The sequence below is a fragment of the Paraburkholderia sp. A3BS-1L genome, from assembly GCF_051125215.1.
GTDB lineage: Bacteria > Pseudomonadota > Gammaproteobacteria > Burkholderiales > Burkholderiaceae > Paraburkholderia.
This window is the reverse complement of the sequence record NZ_CP120442.1, coordinates 745,910-762,753: the sequence shown is the minus strand read 5'-3', so window position 1 is coordinate 762,753 and position 16,844 is coordinate 745,910. Positions and strand designations below refer to the sequence as shown.

At 57.9% G+C, this 16,844-nt stretch carries 11 protein-coding genes and 2 pseudogenes; 5 read left to right on the top strand and 8 right to left on the bottom strand.

Annotation, left to right across the window (positions count from 1 at the left end; translation table 11 throughout):
• Positions 1-3: 3 nt before the first annotated feature.
• The 4 genes and pseudogenes from P5W99_RS03355 to P5W99_RS03340 all read right to left on the bottom strand — a co-directional run bounded on the left by P5W99_RS03355 (position 4) and on the right by P5W99_RS03340 (position 3,953).
• On the bottom strand, positions 4-669 hold the full coding sequence (locus P5W99_RS03355; RefSeq protein WP_434661791.1) for an ABC transporter ATP-binding protein: 666 nt from the start codon (positions 667-669) through the stop codon (positions 4-6).
• A complete protein-coding gene (locus P5W99_RS03350; RefSeq protein ID WP_434661789.1) occupies positions 666-1,988 on the bottom strand; it encodes an ABC transporter permease in 1,323 nt (440 codons plus the stop codon). Before P5W99_RS03350 ends, P5W99_RS03355 begins: the two co-directional genes overlap by 4 nt.
• 153 nt (positions 1,989-2,141) lie before the next feature.
• Entirely contained in the window at positions 2,142-3,164 is a 1,023-nt protein-coding gene (locus tag P5W99_RS03345) for a polysaccharide biosynthesis/export family protein (protein ID WP_434661787.1), read from the bottom strand.
• Between the two features lie 278 nt (positions 3,165-3,442).
• A pseudogene (locus tag P5W99_RS03340) lies at positions 3,443-3,953 on the bottom strand (GDP-mannose 4,6-dehydratase).
• A gap of 414 nt (positions 3,954-4,367) precedes the next feature.
• Here P5W99_RS03340 and P5W99_RS03335 point away from each other — a divergent pair.
• Both P5W99_RS03335 and P5W99_RS03330 read left to right on the top strand, forming a co-directional pair.
• Complete coding sequence (locus tag P5W99_RS03335) at positions 4,368-5,522, top strand: glycosyltransferase family 4 protein (RefSeq protein WP_434661785.1); 1,155 nt, start codon at positions 4,368-4,370, stop codon at positions 5,520-5,522.
• A gap of 656 nt (positions 5,523-6,178) precedes the next feature.
• Positions 6,179-7,930, top strand: a complete 1,752-nt coding sequence (locus tag P5W99_RS03330) for a capsular polysaccharide biosynthesis protein (protein WP_434661783.1) — start codon at positions 6,179-6,181, stop codon at positions 7,928-7,930.
• Between the two features lie 98 nt (positions 7,931-8,028).
• On the opposite strand, the gene P5W99_RS03325 is transcribed toward P5W99_RS03330, so the two are convergent.
• Positions 8,029-9,327, bottom strand: a complete 1,299-nt coding sequence (locus tag P5W99_RS03325; protein ID WP_434661781.1) for a hypothetical protein — start codon at positions 9,325-9,327, stop codon at positions 8,029-8,031.
• Between the two features lie 470 nt (positions 9,328-9,797).
• Between P5W99_RS03325 and P5W99_RS03320 the strand changes: the two genes are divergently transcribed.
• The 3 genes and pseudogenes from P5W99_RS03320 (at position 9,798) to P5W99_RS03310 (ending at position 13,003) form a co-directional block, all read left to right on the top strand.
• Positions 9,798-10,034: a hypothetical protein gene (locus tag P5W99_RS03320; RefSeq protein WP_342971125.1), complete on the top strand. Its 237-nt coding sequence runs from the start codon at positions 9,798-9,800 to the stop codon at positions 10,032-10,034.
• 46 nt (positions 10,035-10,080) lie between these two features.
• Positions 10,081-11,004, top strand: a pseudogene (locus P5W99_RS03315) (ISAzo13 family transposase).
• A 568-nt stretch (positions 11,005-11,572) separates the two neighbouring features.
• Entirely contained in the window at positions 11,573-13,003 is a 1,431-nt protein-coding gene (locus tag P5W99_RS03310) for a mannose-1-phosphate guanylyltransferase/mannose-6-phosphate isomerase (protein WP_434662410.1), read from the top strand.
• 95 nt (positions 13,004-13,098) lie between these two features.
• Here P5W99_RS03310 and P5W99_RS03305 read toward each other — a convergent pair whose 3' ends face one another.
• The 3 genes from P5W99_RS03305 to P5W99_RS03295 all read right to left on the bottom strand — a co-directional run bounded on the left by P5W99_RS03305 (position 13,099) and on the right by P5W99_RS03295 (position 16,622).
• Positions 13,099-13,992: an NAD-dependent epimerase/dehydratase family protein gene (locus P5W99_RS03305; RefSeq protein WP_434661779.1), complete on the bottom strand. Its 894-nt coding sequence runs from the start codon at positions 13,990-13,992 to the stop codon at positions 13,099-13,101.
• Between the two features lie 3 nt (positions 13,993-13,995).
• Complete coding sequence (gmd, locus tag P5W99_RS03300) at positions 13,996-15,033, bottom strand: GDP-mannose 4,6-dehydratase (protein ID WP_434661777.1); 1,038 nt, start codon at positions 15,031-15,033, stop codon at positions 13,996-13,998.
• A gap of 551 nt (positions 15,034-15,584) precedes the next feature.
• A complete protein-coding gene (locus tag P5W99_RS03295; RefSeq protein WP_434662408.1) occupies positions 15,585-16,622 on the bottom strand; it encodes an IS5 family transposase in 1,038 nt (345 codons plus the stop codon).
• Positions 16,623-16,844 lie beyond the last annotated feature (222 nt).

Below are 16,844 nucleotides of genomic sequence, written 5' to 3'. Positions count from 1 at the left end.
GTTCTATTGGGTTGCCCCTGACACGAGTTGTGAGTAAATAGCGAGCGCCTCGTCGATGTCCTCGTACAGTGTCGCAACGCCTTTTTCGAGCACTAGCCCTACTTGGCACGTCTCCCGCAACAAATCGTTGTTGTGTGAGACGAGCACAACGTTGCTGCCGCTAATTCGCTTGTTCATCTCTCGTTGGGCCTTGCTTCTAAAAGCCGCATCGCCTACAGCTGTGACTTCATCGATGAGATAGGTATCGAATTCGAAAGCGAGACTGATGCCGAACGAAAGCCTCGCCCGCATACCCGACGACAACGTCCGGACCGGCATGTCAAAGTACTCGCCCAGTTCGGCAAAGTCCTCGACATACTCGACCACCCGTTCCGGTGAATAACCGTACACCCGCGAGATGAAATTGACGTTCTGCCTCGCCGTCAGGCTGCTGATGAAGAACGAGCTCAGCGCCATCGGGAAGGAAATGGCACCGCGCCGCAGGATCCTTCCCGAGTCCGGCTTTTCGGTACCCGCAATAAGACGGATTAGCGTCGACTTGCCCGCGCCATTTCGTCCGAGCAGCGCGAGATTCTTGCGCGGCGGCACAGAAAAGCTGACGTCGCTCAGAATGACACGGCGCGCGCCATTCGTCGGATACGATTTTGAGACGTTCCTGAATTCGATCATTCTTCGATTCGGATCCGTTTATGCCCAAGCAGCAACATCGCCATGCCGAGCGCCAGTGATACAAAACTCATTCCGTTGACGTAGGCCGGCGTAAGCCAAGGCGGAACAAAGCCGTCGTAGAAACCGGACCTGAACCATTCGACGTACTGCAAGCAAGGATTCCAGATGAGGAAGTCGCGAATTTGCGGCGGCATCTTCTCGGCCACATAGAAAATGCCACTGCAGAAGTACAGCACACGGGTGAGTTGGGACCAGACCATTTCCCAAGACTCGAACATTTCAACCAGAACCGACATCGCCACGCCAAGCGCAAAGCCGAACACCCATGCGCTCGCCATCACCTCGAGCAGTACGAGCGGATCACTCGGCGTGGCCGAAATACCGACGAGCATGAACAGACAGCCGATGATGATGCTGACCGCGATCTCAGTGAGAAACGACAGAACCGCTCGCGCAAGCAGGATGTCGAACGGCTTGATTGCTGGCAGCAGGAGCAGCGACCGGTTGGCCGCGATTCCCTGCATCACTTTCGATGCCGTGTGCGTAATCATGAAGAACGGCAGCAGCCCGGTCAGATAGAAGAGGTAGAGATTTTTCCCCAACGGGGCAACGGAGTGCGTGAGCAAGGAGAAGAACAAGCCAAGCACCGTCAAGTGCACAACGGGTTCAATAATAGCCCAGAGATAACCGAGCCTCGAATGCTGATACTGCCCCGCGATTTCGCGCAAAAGCAGCGCGTAGACGACGCGTAGTTGCTTCCTGAGCGCCACACCCGCTGCCGCCAGCCCTTTGGGCTCGTAGTACGAAAGCGGTATCGAAATCCCCGCGTCGGCACCCACCTCAGCAGGTTTAATCTTGAGTTGCTGCCCCTCGTGGCGAACGAGGTGATCGAGATTCTCCTGAAACTCTGGGTTATCGGGCTGTTTCTCGCAGGCACGACGTGCGCACTCCCTAGCCTTGGCGAACTCGCCCAGCTGGGGCCATGCAGCACTGGCAATGCGGTCGACCATGGGGTTATCTGCCACGACGCGCTCGAGCACGCGCAGCGCCGCAGCCGGCCGGTGCTGGGCGATTTCAAGCGACGCACAATGCAGCAAATAGTCGTCTATATCTGGAGCCAACTCGAGGCATTGACGGATATCCGCCAACGCCCGCGAAGTGTCCCCCAACTCCGCCAAGGCGGCACTACGGATGCGGAGTACTGGCGCGAATTCGCCATGCTGCTGACCGAATTCCGTAGCCATGTCGATAGCCCGGTCGAAGTGCTGCTTCGCCATAAGCACGTTTAGCTGGGCCAGCGTTTGTTCCACATCACTCATGTGACTACGGTCCTTCGTCAACCAACACTCGCATCGGCTCTCACGGCAGCGAGCCAGATTTCTATGAACTCAGACGATTGGCGCGAGTATGTCCGCAATCCATGACGCCAGTGGTAATCGCGCCAAATCGCCCGAACTCAAGCTATTGCACGGTTATTTAAACGTGGTCACCGCGTTGGTCACCGGATAGGCGACCGAGAAGACCACATTCAGAAACTTCTGGAGATCCGCGATGGGAGAATTAGCCACATACATGATGTCACCGTTCTGCATCATGAACTTGTTTGCGAGGAAAAAGCTCGCCGGATTAGTCAAGTCGACTCGATAGATTACGGGCAACTTCCTGTCCGTAACCGTCGCGTGGCCGTCACGACGCTCGAAAACGTCCCCATCCTGCCGGAAGATGAAAATACCCTTGGGATCGGAGCGCGCATCGTCGAGACCGCCTGTTCTCCCAAGCGCCTGGGTCAGCGAGATCCCCTTCGCTTCAAAGCTGATCTCCTCGTTCTTGCCGGTCGCCCCCAATGCCGTAAAGGAATTGGGCATGGCCAGCAATGCAACGATGTCTCCGCCTTGGAGCTTGATGTTCTGAGTTGGATCGCGGAGTACCGATTCGAGCGGCATGGACTGTACCACTCTGCCACGCGTGATCTGCACTGACATCTTCCCAATCGGACCATGTGCACCACCCGCCGCGGACAACGCATCAAGCACCGTCTCGCCCTTGGGACCAAGTGGGACGCGCACACTCGAACCGCTATCGCTCAAGACTGTTGCTGTTGCGGTTTCATTTTGCACCGTGCGAACAAGGACTTGCGGGTGATTCGCCTGCCCGGCAAGGCGGTTGGTAATCTCCTGTTCGACTTCGGTCGCCGTACGCCCAGCGACATGAACCGAACCGACAAACGGCACGAAGATGTTGCCCGCCGAATTGACCACTTGTGCCGGCAACGGTGTTTCGCGCGATCCTGTCTGAATCGATGTCGCGCCGTCAGTCGCGGTATTGGAGCCGAACAACGCTGCAGGCGCAGCCTCCCAGATGATTACCTCGATCGAATCACCGCTACCGAACACCTGATCGCGACTACCCGCCTCTGTCTCAAACCTGCTCGCGAAATTGGTGGAAGCGCGCTGTGCGTCCAACTCCGACACGACGCTGGCGTTCAGGTCGATCAATCGTATCCCGTGTTGAGCCAGAACGCCCGACGACGACTCGATGTCCCTAGCATTGGGCCCGGAAGACGGCACGACCGAGCATGCGCAAACGGACAAGACGCTGACCGCGAACACAGTCGCTTTGACAATAGAATTAAGTTGCATAGACCGAACCAACGATTACCGAGACATGTGCCAGAGACAGCATCTAGGTTGGCGCCACTCTGCCTCCCCGGATAAATTCGCAAAGCAATTACGCAAAGACGCGGATACTTCCAGACGCCGCAGCCATTCACCCGCTAAAACGAAAATCCAGCCTCATTACGCCGGATATCGGGCTCGACCATCATCTGACACAGACGCTCCAGCAATGCTTCCGGCAACCACCCCAATTCACGGCGCGCCTTGCCCGGATTACCGATAAGCAAATCCACTACTGCCGGCAGATAGAATTTCGGGTTGACGCGTACCAAGGTCTTGCTGGAAGCGCGATCGATGCCGATCTCACACTCACCCCTACCCGCCCACACCAGATCGAACCCGGCCGCACGGGCGCTCATCACAACGAAGTCGCGCACTGTCTCGTGCGGTGCTTTCAAGCAGACGAACGCTGGCGCTAAGATCGGTCAGATCGTACTCGACCAGATGCAGATTTGGGTGCTCAGCGAGACCCAATTCCTTGAGACGACCGAAATTGACAGAGCTGGTGCGGCGATAGGTACCGTACACGTGACACCCTTTGCCCAGCAGGAGTTCGGTCAAATACGCGCCGTCCTGCCCCGTAATGCCAGTAATTACCGCCGCCTTCAACTTAGCTTCCTTTTATTTATCAATTCGCAACGCCGGAACTGCCAACCCCGTAGACGACGGCGAAGCAGCACGATCCGCCTGCCGATGAGCGGCTATCGTTCGCATGCCTTGAAATTCGCTGGAAAGCACATCCAATAGCCACCCAAAAGCGGCATACCCCCCGGACATGCCACTTGCCCTGCGTTTCAACGCTTTCGCCCCCCCGACTCGACTCTCATTCCAAGCCGCAAAGATAGCCCTATGGGCCACCACACCCACCTCAACCAACGCTGCCGATGAACTCTTGATGCTTTGGCGAATTTTTGTGATTATCCCACATTCGCCTCAAAAAAAGCTTGCCGTACGTGTCAGACGCAACCTTGCAACAAAGTGCCACGCGGTTTCACACAATAGACAAGATCGTATGGTTCCCCGATGCAGATTTATCTGGACATTTCAAGACTCTGTCGGCGCCTTTTGCAAAAAGAGCGCCCGACAGGCGTGGATCGAGTAAGCTTGGCTTACGTCCGGCACTACCAGGACAACGCGCTCGCCGTGCTTAGTGAAAACGGCGTTCACGTAATCCTGTCGAAAGCCAATTCCCTGCGGGCATTCGACTGGCTACTGACCCAGAGCGCCGCGAACACTGGTCGTCTGAGGTGGTTGATCGGACAAGCGATACTCGCGTCCGGTTTTAGCCCCACCCCGGCTCCTGGCATCCTATTGCACACCGCACACTCCGGCGTTGAATCCCCACGATATTTCCGGTCATTGCGGCGGAAGGGCATTCGGGTCGCCTTCATGGTGCATGACCTGATTCCGCTAACACACGCTGAGTACGCGCGCCCCGACACGCCCGCCCGGCACGCGCGCCGGATTGACACCGTACTCAACCACGCGGCCGGTATCATTGCCAACTCGGGCGCGACGCTGACCTCGGTGGTCGACTATGCCCGGAGCACCGGTGCGCCCATGCCCCCGACCGTCACGGCCCGACTGGCCCCCGCGATTACGTATCGCGGGGAAATCAGCCACGACCCAGTCGGTGCTCCGTTCTTCTTGATGCTCGGGACGATCGAACCACGCAAGAACCACTGGCTGATGCTCCATATCTGGCGCCGCCTTGTGGAACTGCGGGGCGCAGATGCTCCCATGCTCGTCATTGTCGGACGACGCGGGTGGGAATGCGAGAACGTGATCGACATGCTGGAGCGCTGCAGCGAATTGCGTGGCTTCGTTATTGAAAAGCCGGATTGTGACGACGAATATCTATACCAACTCCTGCAGCATGCCCGTGCGCTCCTCTTCCCTTCGTTTGTGGAAGGCTATGGTATGCCGCTGGCCGAAGCGCTTGCATTGAGCGTTCCGGTATTGGCGAGTGACCTCGCGGTATTCCGGGAGATCGCCGGCGACATTCCCGACTACCTGGACCCATTGGACGGCAACGGCTGGCTCGACCGAATCCAGAATTACGCGGCCGCCCCCTGTACCGCCCGAGACGAACAATTGGCGCGGATAAAGCGGTTCAACGAGCCGACGTGGACACAGCATTTCGAGGCGGTTGACAATTTCCTACCAACTCTAGGCTAATTGCACAGGATGGGTCGGCAGCGAACCAGGCATTCAAGTCTGCGCGCTCAACGCCATCCGGAAATTCCGTTGCCGGGCGATGCGCCACCGCATGGAGACACAATCGAGCCAAATAATGAAAAATTGCTCCTCGGCAAAATATCGACTACCATGCATGCTCCGTTTATTGAGTCTTCTTGTGCAACTGGCGAGTCGCTTCCGCATTGTCCAAATAGACCTATTCGCGCCGAACTTCGCTACCATCGCCGCATGTCAGCTTAATGGCTCCAGCTTTTCAGGCCGCAAGAAAGCGGGCGTGATTTCCCATTCAGGATTGTTATCCATTTGCCGCGATCAAATCCCGAATGGAACAGAAATCGTTGTCTGTTGACCCGCCCACTCGGCATTCAGACCGTAATCGCACCTACACTGTCAGAAATGCCGCTTCGCGTCCTGCGTCCGATTCGACACTACCGCGCGTTGGCAATCGTGGAGCGATATGCTTCTCGCACTGGTCGAGCATCTCATCACTAGTGTCGTGCTGCCTGCGTTCGCAATCGCACACGCCCGACGGGGTGCAGACCGGGCCCATTCCGCGACGGGGGAAACCTTCGGCGCGCGCCCTTTCGTGGTTCCCCGCTCCGTCCCAGACTCGCGGACGGAAAGACCTGGTCGAGGTGCTCAACGAATACCTGTCTGCGAACGCACCCCTGGAAGATTCGGCGCGCGTTTCAGTGCTAATGCAACGCGTGCTTGAAACGAACGCATTGCATCACTGGAGCGCCACGACGCCTTTACCGTCCGATTTTCTCGCGTCATCGCGTCAGCCCCGGATCCTCCTGATCGATGAACGCGTGCGTTCCGAGGTCGACCTCGACACCCCAACCCGCCTGCGAAGACAATATTTTCGCGCGATGCTCGATGCAGTTCGATCCACCCACCCCGACGCGAACTGCTGGCTGCTGCAGTCCGGTGACCCCGGGGCGGGTGCGTGGCTCTCATCCCAGCCTGGCTCGCCTCTGACGAAAGTGCGCCGGGTTCCGGCCGGCTGCTCGCTGCATCAAGTCTTGCGTCAGGTCGATCGCGTGTACATCGTCGGCGCTTCCGAAGGCATGGCTGCCCTGCTCGCCGATATTCCCGTTCATGTCTTTGGCAGCCCATACTATGCGGGCTGGGGACTGACCCACGACCAACTATCGCTCCCCAATCGCGTGGCACGCCCTTCGCTGGCCTCGCTCTTCAAGGCCGCCTTTCTTGACGCTGCTCGCTATCTCGATCCAACCTCGCACGGACCTGGAACGATCGAGGCGGTCCTCGATACTGTGGTGCTTCAACACGAGACCGCTGTCCGATTCGCGGATCTCACACCGCTTGCAGGTATTCGCTTTCAATGGTGGAAGCGCCCCTTCGCAACGCCTTTTCTTGTCGTTGGTGGCGGGCGGCTACGCTGGGTTAAGAAGCCAGACGATTTGCAGCAGGGCGAATGTGCAGTTCTGTGGGGCGCGCGTAGTGCAGAGGGTATTCCGGCAAACAGCCGGCGCGTTCGCATCGAAGACGGCTTCCTTCATTCCACCGGCCTCGGCTCCGACATGACTGCCCCTTGTAGCCAAGTAATCGATAGGTGCAGCCTTTATTTCGACCCCAGCGAACCGAGCGATCTGAATCGACTGCTCAACCAGTGCACGTTCACAGCCGAAGAACTGACACGTGCCGCCGGGCTACGCGCAGCCATCGTCCGCCATGGGCTCACCAAGTACAACCTTGGACGCCGCGCGCCGGCCTGGTGCGCACCGCATGGGCGTCAGGTCGTGCTCGTCACCGGCCAAGTTGCCGACGATGCCTCAATTCGCCTCGGGACGCGCGGCATCGTTACCGCCGAGGCGCTTCTGGCCGATGTCCGCGCGCGGCGCCCCAATGCGTTTATCGTCTACAAGCCGCATCCCGACGTTCTGTCTGGCAATCGCAACGGGCTGATCGACGCGGCTCGCCTCGCGGATGCCGTCGATATGGAAGCCGATCTTATTTCGCTGATCGACGTGGTCGACGAGGTCCACACGCTGTCCTCGCTTGCGGGGTTCGACGCGCTTTTACGCGAGAAAGCCGTATTTACCTATGGCCTGCCGTTCTATGCAGGCTGGGGACTGACACACGACCGGCTGGAGCAACCGTTTCGCGAGCGGCGCCTAACACTCGACATGCTAACGGCTGGTGTCCTGCTGCGTTATCCCATCTATTGGGACTGGTTTCTGTCTCTGTACACAACACCGGAGGCCATCGTCGAGCAAATGGCAGCCCGCGCGGCTCGTCCCCTTGAATCTATCCGGGGTGATCGGCTCCGTTTCATTCGAAAAGCGTTTCGCTGGAGCCGAAACGCATTTATGCATGCGGCCTGGATAATGCAAAACCGAAGCTCGGATCGAAATCGATGAAGCGCCGTTTGCCATGGCGGCACAAACCATAGTCTATACCGCTGACGATCAGCCTCCCGCCATTTTGTGTGCCGCACCGAAGAATCGTAAGAGGAGAGCTAGCGAAACGACCAACCGTAGCGATCAAGACAAATGCCTCTGCGGCGCGCATCATAACCGGGTTGACCGGACTCACCGGAGGTCACGGTCGTTTCGAGCTCGATTTCGATGCTCAAAAACGACCGCGTCGTCGATACGTCGGCGACAATGCAGTCCCTATAGCCATCCACGCTCTCGAACCGGTGCGATATCGGCTGCCCGGCGACTCGAATCTTTAGTTGTTCGCGCAATTTTTCGTTTGCGTACCCGCGAACCCACAGACAGACAGAAAGCTCGGCACTTGCAGGCACTGGCATGTAGAGACGCGAAACAGTATCTGGGCCCGTCCATACCGCGCAATGAGGTGTACCGGCCGCATCCCGGCCATGAAACCCGAAACCGATAACGGGTTCCCGGACCGAAAATGCGACACGCCCGTTGAAGTCATGGGCACGCAGACGGCGTACTGCCTCGATCACTCCCCGCGACTCAAAGGCCGCGATATCGTAATATCCAGCGTCCTGACACTGCGAGTCGAATAACGCACGGGCACGTGCATAAAGCTTCGCATCGTGCTCCGTCAACTCTGCCAGTATCGCCCGAGCTTCCTCGGCTTCTTCGCGTAGCCCGGACGCAGAGCCGGTATCGTTCAACCGGGGAATGGACACCGCTGGACACCAGCCAAGCCTAGCGCAGATGAGGTGCCGGGTGGCCTCATCGTGTTCCGCCAGACCGACGACGTCAAAGTCGCGCTCCAGACTCTCGAGCGCAATGGGCAACAGGTCCCCCGGGTCGGCGATCTTCGTCGCTAACATGCCCAGTCGGGAAGCCGCCAGCGCGCGCACGAAATAATTATTGAGCAATTGGCGACCGAACCCACGCGCATGCTTTTCCAAAAAAGCTTGAACGCGCAGTCGCTGCGCCTCCTCCATGCATTCTCGGTATTGATTCGAGACACCGACATAATCCGCGGGCCCAAGGCGGCGCCAGTCGGATATCTGCGATAGCAGACGACTAACTGGATCGCGCAGAATCGTGAACGAGAAAGTCGCGGGCGGCACGAACTGGCGCATCGGCGCGTGAGAATGGACAATGCTCGACAAATAGAACGCGGAAATCGCCATGGCACGGTGCTGTTCGCTGACATGAGCCAGATGCGCCGCCTCGACGTCGCCCGTCACGTACCTATAAACCGACGCACTCCATGCGGAGTTCCATACGGCCGTATCCTCGACCTGCAGATCAAGCCAGCCGTTGAGGGAGGTGCCGCCGCACTTCTTGAGGTGATAAAAATACACCTTCTGATGGTCTGTGTTCATTTGCACGATCGGCATATTTTTAATTGTGAAGCACGACGCCAGCTATAGCGCCGCAGCGTCGAACAAGATAGTCCCCCCTCTGACGGCCAGTCCCGCGGTCCCGATTAGCGAGGCATGCGCCCGCGTCGATGCGGGAAGACCAAGACAAATCGAACTATCAAGCAGCAAAAAATTGCGAAAGCCTATCAGAATTTTATTGCGAGCAGGTGACGAACTAGCGCTGCGGGCAGTTAGGAGCAGAACGCACGCGACGGACACAACGAAGAAAAGGATGGACGAAGGAAGCAAGAAGGGGGCACCCAAAGACGAAAAGGAGTTTAACAAGTCGACAACGCAAGAAGAACAATAAACCGCACAAAGAGAAACGCACGTGCACCTTACTTAGGAACGAGTGAGAAATAACTTCCAGAAGTGGCCCTGGCCGGTGCAAAGCGACGCTGGTAAGATGCGGTCCTTCTGGAGGACAGACGATGCAGGCTGGTTACCGGGCTGAGGTTGAAACGCGGATGAAGCGGCTGTACGCGCGGTTGTCGGAGAAGGACCGACGTCGGTATGCAGCTGTGGAAGCGGACAAGCTGGGCCATGGCGGTTTCGAATATATTGCGAAACTGTTTGACATTGACCCGAAAACAATCAAGCAAGGGTTGAAGGACCTGGAAGAAGAACTGGATCCGGTTGGAGAGCGGGTCCGAAAAAAAGGGGCGTAAATCCAGGTTAACTGACCATCCGGAGTGGAACGCGGTATTTCTGGACGTGGTGCGAGAGCATACGGCGGGCAATCCACAACACGGCATCATCTGGACAGATCTGAAGCCACGCGAAATCGCACAGGCGATGACGCAGCAGGTGGACGCACGGGTGAGCGTGCGAACGGTCCGGCAGCTGCTAAACCGCAACGGTTTTTCGCGGCGGCAATCACAGAAAAAGAAGTCGTTCAAGTCCCATGCGCAACGCGACGCGTAATTTCAGCGTATTGCGCAACTCAAGGCGGAATATCTCGAAGACGGCCAGCCTGTCATCAGCATCGATACGAAGAAAAAGGAGTTGCTGGGCAATTTCTATCGCGACGGCAAGCTCTACACGCGCGAACAGCTTGAAGTCCTCGACCACGATTTTCCGAGCTACAGCGAAGGCAGCGTCATTCCACATGGGCTGTACGACATCGGGCTGAACAAGGCGCATGTGAACATCGGCGTGAGCCGTGACACGACGCAGTTTGCCTGCGACAGCGTGGCGTACTGGTGGGAAAAACACGGGCGCGCCGATTATCCCCAGGCCACACGGTTACTGCTGTTGTGCGATGGCGGCGGCAGCAACCCGAGTGATTCGTGGCTTTTCAAAAGCGACCTGCAAAATCTGGCAGACCGGCTCGGACTGGAAATCCGGGTGGCCCACTATGCGCCGTACTGCTCGAAACATAATCCAATCGAGCACCGCGTGTTCCCACACATTACGCGAGCCTGTGCTGGCGTAGTTTTCAGCAACGTCAGTCTGGTCCGTGAACTGATCGAAAAAGCCTCCACAAAAACCGGTCTGAAAGTGACCGCTGACATCCTTGACGGAGTTTACGAAGCCGGACGGACGGTCACCCGCCACGCCCGCGCATTGCTCAACATTGAGTACGACTCAACCATGCCTTCGTGGAACTACAGCATCCGCTCGAGGAGCGCCGCATAGCGGGAAGTTATTTCGAGCGCGTTCCTTAGCGACCCTCGCCTCTCGTTGCGCAGTCTCACCTTTGTTGCTGCTCTCTTCACGGATCGAACGCAACGGATGCAACTTCGGAACGACGTCGTTCAGCTTGCGCATGGATAACAAACTCTCGGTGAACGTGTCGGCGCCGCGCATGAGCTCTGGGGCAGGTTGGGTCTTTCCATCCACGCTTCAGGGACCCTCCGCGATGACGTTGCCGCCGGTACTTCAGCAGCCCGCTATGCTTTTTTAGCCACTCCCCGTACCTCCCCGCGCACGCAAACGATTCAAACTGAACGCGGAACGCCGCCCAGACGCCGCGTCCTTTGTGGGTTATAGCGCTATATCGAAACCGCATTGCATAGTTTCGGATCTGGCGTACATGACAAAAATAAAACGCGATTTCGTAAATTTGAGACATCAGCTAGGCAATTTTCTACCCAACCAGCACGCTTTTAAATATGATAACAGCGTGTATCTCCGGATTCACGAAATCCTGGGTACACGCAGGACGCAGCAGACCACGCCTCGGGTAATCCAAAACATATTCACCATGTACATTCATCCAGTCATTCTGTGCGGCGGCAGCGGTACGCGCCTGTGGCCGATGTCGCGCGGGGGCTACCCCAAGCAGTATCTGAAACTCGTAGGCGAGCATTCGCTGGCTCAGCAGACCGCCTTGCGCCTCAGCGACGTAGACGATGTCGTATCCCCCATCGTCGTCACCAACAACGAACAGCGCTTCCTCGTCGCCGAGCAGATGCGTCAGGTCGGCGTCACGCCGTCGTCGATCGTTCTTGAACCAGTCGGTCGCAACACCGCACCTGCAATCGCCATCGCCGCTTTGCTCGCGATGAAAAACGCCCAGGATGCACTGCTGCTCGTTCTGCCTTCGGACCACGTGATCCTAGATGGCAAGAAGTTCAGGCAATGCGTGGAAAAGGCGGCTTCGATTGCCCGCGACGATTATCTCGTCACGTTCGGCATCGATCCGACCGAACCGCATACGGGCTACGGCTACATTCGCAGCGGCGCGGCACTGGTAGCTGGCAGCGACACCTATGCGGTCGACGGCTTCGTGGAGAAGCCGGATGCTGCAACTGCGGCACGCTTCCTGCAGGAGGGCAACTATGTCTGGAACAGCGGCATGTTCATGTTTAAGGCGTCTGTATACCTGAACGAACTGCGCCGCCACGCTCCGGAAATTGCCCAGCAGGCAGAACTCGCGCTCGAGCGGTCTGCACGCGACGCCGATTTCGTGCGCCTCGACACGGATGCCTTCTCAGCAAGCCCCGACATTTCGGTCGACTATGCCGTGATGGAAAAAACCAGCCGCGCTGCCGTCGTCACGGCGAAAGACATCGGCTGGAGCGATATCGGTTCGTGGACCGCGCTCGCCGACCTGAGCGACACGGATGAACAGGGCAACGCCCTGCTCGGCGACGTCCTGATTGAGGACGTCTCTAACTCCTATATCCGCGCCGACCATCGGATGGTGGCCGCAATCGGTCTCGACAATGTCGTCATCGTCGAAACCGCCGACGCGCTCCTCGTTGCGCATCGCGACAAAGCGCAGGACGTGAAGAAAATAGTTGAGCGCCTCAACGCAAGCGGTCGCCGAGAGTCCGTCACGCACCGCCGAGTCGCGCGTCCATGGGGGGCTTACGAGGGCATCGACCAAGGTGAGCGGTTCCAAGTGAAGCGCATCGAGGTCAATCCCGGCGCGCAATTGAGCCTGCAGATGCACCACCATCGCGCGGAGCACTGGATCGTCGTCAAGGGCACAGCCGTGGTGACCAATTGCGATCAGGAGATCATACTTACGGAAAATCAGTCGACCTATATTCCACTCGGCGCGACTCACCGACTTCGGAACCCGGGCAAGATTCCGCTCGAACTGATCGAAGTCCAATCCGGCGCGTACCTCGGCGAAGACGATATCGTGCGTCTCGAGGACAACTACGGACGCGTAGCGAGCGCATAACCGCTCCCCAACACACGAGTCGCGTTCCGAGACAGTGTGCCGGCCCAGGCACGGCCGTGTGCCGGCTCTGGGCCGCTATGCTCCATTCGGTCGCGTCAGGCCGATTTACCTAGCATCCAACTGAGCGTATCCGGCAACGCAATCCTCGAAACGTCGCCGATCGAGTTGCGCAATCGCGAGTTATCGCCGATCAGCTTGTGGACCTCGTTGCCGCGCACGAATGCGGGATTCACCCGCACCTCGAGCTGGTGGCCCGATATTTCGGTCACCATCGCCAGAACCTCTTCCAGCGAGTAGCCTATTCCGGAGCACACGTTAAACACCTGCCCCGCGAAATTACCTTCTGCGAGACGTGCGTAGGCGGACACGACATCACGAACATCCGAGAAATCGCGGACGACGTTCAGATTTCCAAGTTCGATGACAGGCGCCTGATTGCGGAAATGCGCGACGATCTTAGGCAGCAGAAACTTCTCCGACTGCCCGACCCCAGTGTAGTTGAACGGCCGGACGATGGTGATCGGCAGTCGGTCCATCCAGAGCCGCGAAACATATTCGACGCCGAGCTTGCTCACCGCATAATCATTCGCAGGCCCTGGCGCAACCGATTCGTCGCACACTCCGCAGTCGGCATTGCCGTACACGTTCGCGCTGCTCGCGACAATGACCGCGCGGGGCTTGCACCCCGCACTGGTCAACGCGTTGAGCAGGTTGCGCGTGCCGACGATGTTGGTCTGGTAGATCGCGCTCACATCGTTGTGCGCGACAAACGCCACCGCTGCAAGGTGTACGACGATATCCGGCTGCTCAATTTCGCAGATCCGCGTCAGGCCGTCGAGGTCGAGCAGATCGCATTCGTGCACAAAGGCATCGTCGTGCGGCGACGCCTTGTGCACCAGACCGCTCGTCCGGTAGCCGCGCCGGGCGAATTCCGCGCTCAGATGACGGCCGGTAAAGCCGTCGATCCCGCTAACCAAAGCCTTTAGCATGGCTTAGAACGATGCTCCGATCTCGTTGCGACGGATATCCGCTTCAACCATCATCTGGCACAGCTGTTCCAGCGTGGTCTTTGGCTCCCAGCCCAACCTCTCCTTGGCAAGAGCCGGATCGCCGATCAGAAGATCCACTTCGGCGGGACGATAAAACTTCGGATTAATGCGGACAATGGTGCGCATCGTAGCAGCATCGATGCCCACCGCCTTCTCGTCGCGCCCCTCCCAAACCAAGTTGATACCGGCGGCTTGCGCGGCCATCGTCACGAAGTCATGCACCGTCTCAGTCCGGTTCGTCGCGAGCACGTAGGTATCGGGCTCGTCTGCCTGCAGCATGCGCCACATGCCGTCCACGTATTCTTTTGCAAAACCCCAGTCGCGCTTTGCATCCAGATTGCCCAGTTCCAGCACGTCGAGCTTACCGAGGCGAATCTTGGCGATGCTATCGGTAATCTTGCGCGTCACGAACTCACGTCCGCGCAGCGGCGATTCGTGATTGAACAGGATGCCGCTGCAGCCGAAGATATTGTAGCTCTCGCGATAATTGACAGTGATCCAGTGCGCGTAGAGCTTCGCGACGCCGTAGGGGCTCCGCGGATAGAAAGGTGTGCTCTCGACTTGCGGAATCGCCTGAACCTTGCCGAACATTTCCGACGTGCTGGCCTGATAGAAGCGAATTGCCGGATCGACGATGCGAATGGCTTCAAGCAGGTTCAGGGGGCCGATACCCGTGATCTCGGCAGTCGTGACCGGCTGATCAAACGATACCCCTACAAAGCTTTGCGCCGCAAGGTTGTAGACTTCAGTCGCCTGGGTCGTTTGCAGGAGACGGATGCTCGCGCTCAGATCGGTAAGATCGTATTCCACGAGATGCAGGTCCGGATGGTTGTCGATGCCAAGCTCGGCAACACGCCAAAAATTGACCGAACTTGTCCGGCGATACGTGCCATAAACCACGTAGCCCTTTTCGAGCAGAAGCTGCGCAAGGTACGCGCCATCCTGCCCAGTGATACCAGTAACAATTGCAGTCTTGCTCATAGTGCTTTCTATTTGGAAAAATTTTGCTGGAAGACTTCGGTGATTTCCGGAAAAGCGATCAAAATAACGGATGCAACGCCAAAGACGTGTCCCTCCTGCTGACGCAATACTGGCCGCTCAACTGGAATACCATCCAGAGGTTGGACCCCGCTAGCGCAAGATGCTTGAGAACAGCCAGCGCTGACATGCACGAACCGGCAAATTGTGCGCAATATTCTTGACACATTCATGTACGCGCCGATGTCGGCTCGGCCCGCTGCGGCCAAGGTTTGCCAGCACACTCCTGTCCGATTCGAACCGGATTATCTCACGTTGCGTGCCACTCACAACAAAGGAATCAAACAGATGGGATATTGAGTGCCTGCTCGTATCGGTTTGCGATGAATGGGGACCTCGAATAACCCGAGGTTTTCGGTGAATTCTTCCACGACGCGGTGATTGCGACAGCATTCGACTCGTTTTGTCCGGCCAGCCACCGCTTTTACGAGCGGTGTCGCCCGGTTTTTACTGCGAATCGCCTCGGGCACCGGCGATCCGGCCGACCATGGGCGTCAGAAAGCCTCGATTCCGGCCTTTCCGAAATACACCAGCCGCCTCAGGTTGTAGCTGGCCGCCATCATCGTCATCGCAAAACTCGCCCGAGCCTGGCCGATCGTGCGGATCAACTTTCCACCCATCTGCTCGATCGTCGCGAACACATGCTCGACCCGGGCTCGCGTTCTGGCGATCCGCTGGTTGCGCCGCTGATGGCAGGCGGACAGCGCCTTGTTGCGCTTGCCTTTTCTCTGGATCTGGTTCCGAAAACCCTTTTCCTTGAGCCACGCTTCGCGCCCATCGGACGGATAGCCTCGATCCGCATAGACGTCCCGACTCGTGTTGCTCGTATCGAAAACATTCTCGAAGTGCTGACTGTCGTGCGTGCTGGCCGTGTCGGTCTCGATCTGGCGGATGAACTTGTACTTCCTGTCGACGTTAATCGACAGCTTGTAGCCGTAGTGGCTCTTGCCGTGCTTTTTCGTCCAGGTCGCATCCAGATCCTTCTGGCGCCGCTTCGCGGGCTTCCAGTCGGCGGGCATCGCACCCCGGTCGATCAACTCCTTTTCCTCCCGGCTGTTGCGCTGCCTCGGCGCAGGCACCAACGTCGCATCGATGATCTGCCCGCCACGCGCGATGAAGCCCTTCCTGAGCAGTTGCTCCGAGACCCCATCGAACAGGGCTTTCGCACCCGCCTCGCCGATCCGGTTCTCTAAAGACCACACCGTCGTGCGGTCCGGGATATGGGTCGCGTTGCTCAGGCCGCAGAAGCGCTTGTAGCTCATGCGATCGAGCAACTGGTACTCCATCTGTTCATCCGAGAGGTTGTACAGCCGCTTCAACACCAGGATGCGCACCATGGCCTCAGTCGGGTACGGCGGGCGGCCACCCTGAGGACTCGCCGGTCGCGGCGCAATCATATCGACCGCCGCTGCCAGCGCCGCGAAGTCGATGTGCGACTCGATCTCGCTCAGCGGATCGCCCAGCGCATCGATCTTCTTGCGGTGATGCTCATCGGCGAACAGGTCTGTTTTGATGGCGCTACGCTTTTTCACTCGCATTCCCTGTTGATTTGCTTAGGATTTCAAAATTCTACCAGGAGTGGAGATTTTTCTAGACGCCCGAATGTGAGCTCCCACGTCACGCGCCATTTCATTGAAAATTCATACCCGTATGTTGCTGAAATGCAGACGTTCACGGTCGCCACACTCGACCGACTGTTGCATCAAGCCCATATCGCGCAAATCAGTGGTGGGACTGAAGCACCAGCGAAAAGC

Excerpts from the sequence above, each read along its gene's own strand:
- P5W99_RS03310 (WP_434662410.1), top strand. The coding sequence starts at position 11,573 with ATGTACATTCATCCAGTCATTCTGTGCGGCGGCAGCGGTACGCGCCTG.
- gmd (WP_434661777.1), bottom strand. The coding sequence starts at position 15,033 with ATGAGCAAGACTGCAATTGTTACTGGTATCACTGGGCAGGATGGCGCG.
- P5W99_RS03325 (WP_434661781.1), bottom strand. The coding sequence starts at position 9,327 with ATGAACACAGACCATCAGAAGGTGTATTTTTATCACCTCAAGAAGTGC.
- P5W99_RS03350 (WP_434661789.1), bottom strand. The coding sequence starts at position 1,988 with ATGAGTGATGTGGAACAAACGCTGGCCCAGCTAAACGTGCTTATGGCG.
- P5W99_RS03335 (WP_434661785.1), top strand. The coding sequence starts at position 4,368 with ATGCAGATTTATCTGGACATTTCAAGACTCTGTCGGCGCCTTTTGCAA.
- P5W99_RS03355 (WP_434661791.1), bottom strand. The coding sequence starts at position 669 with ATGATCGAATTCAGGAACGTCTCAAAATCGTATCCGACGAATGGCGCG.
- P5W99_RS03305 (WP_434661779.1), bottom strand. The coding sequence starts at position 13,992 with ATGCTAAAGGCTTTGGTTAGCGGGATCGACGGCTTTACCGGCCGTCAT.
- P5W99_RS03320 (WP_342971125.1), top strand. The coding sequence starts at position 9,798 with ATGCAGGCTGGTTACCGGGCTGAGGTTGAAACGCGGATGAAGCGGCTG.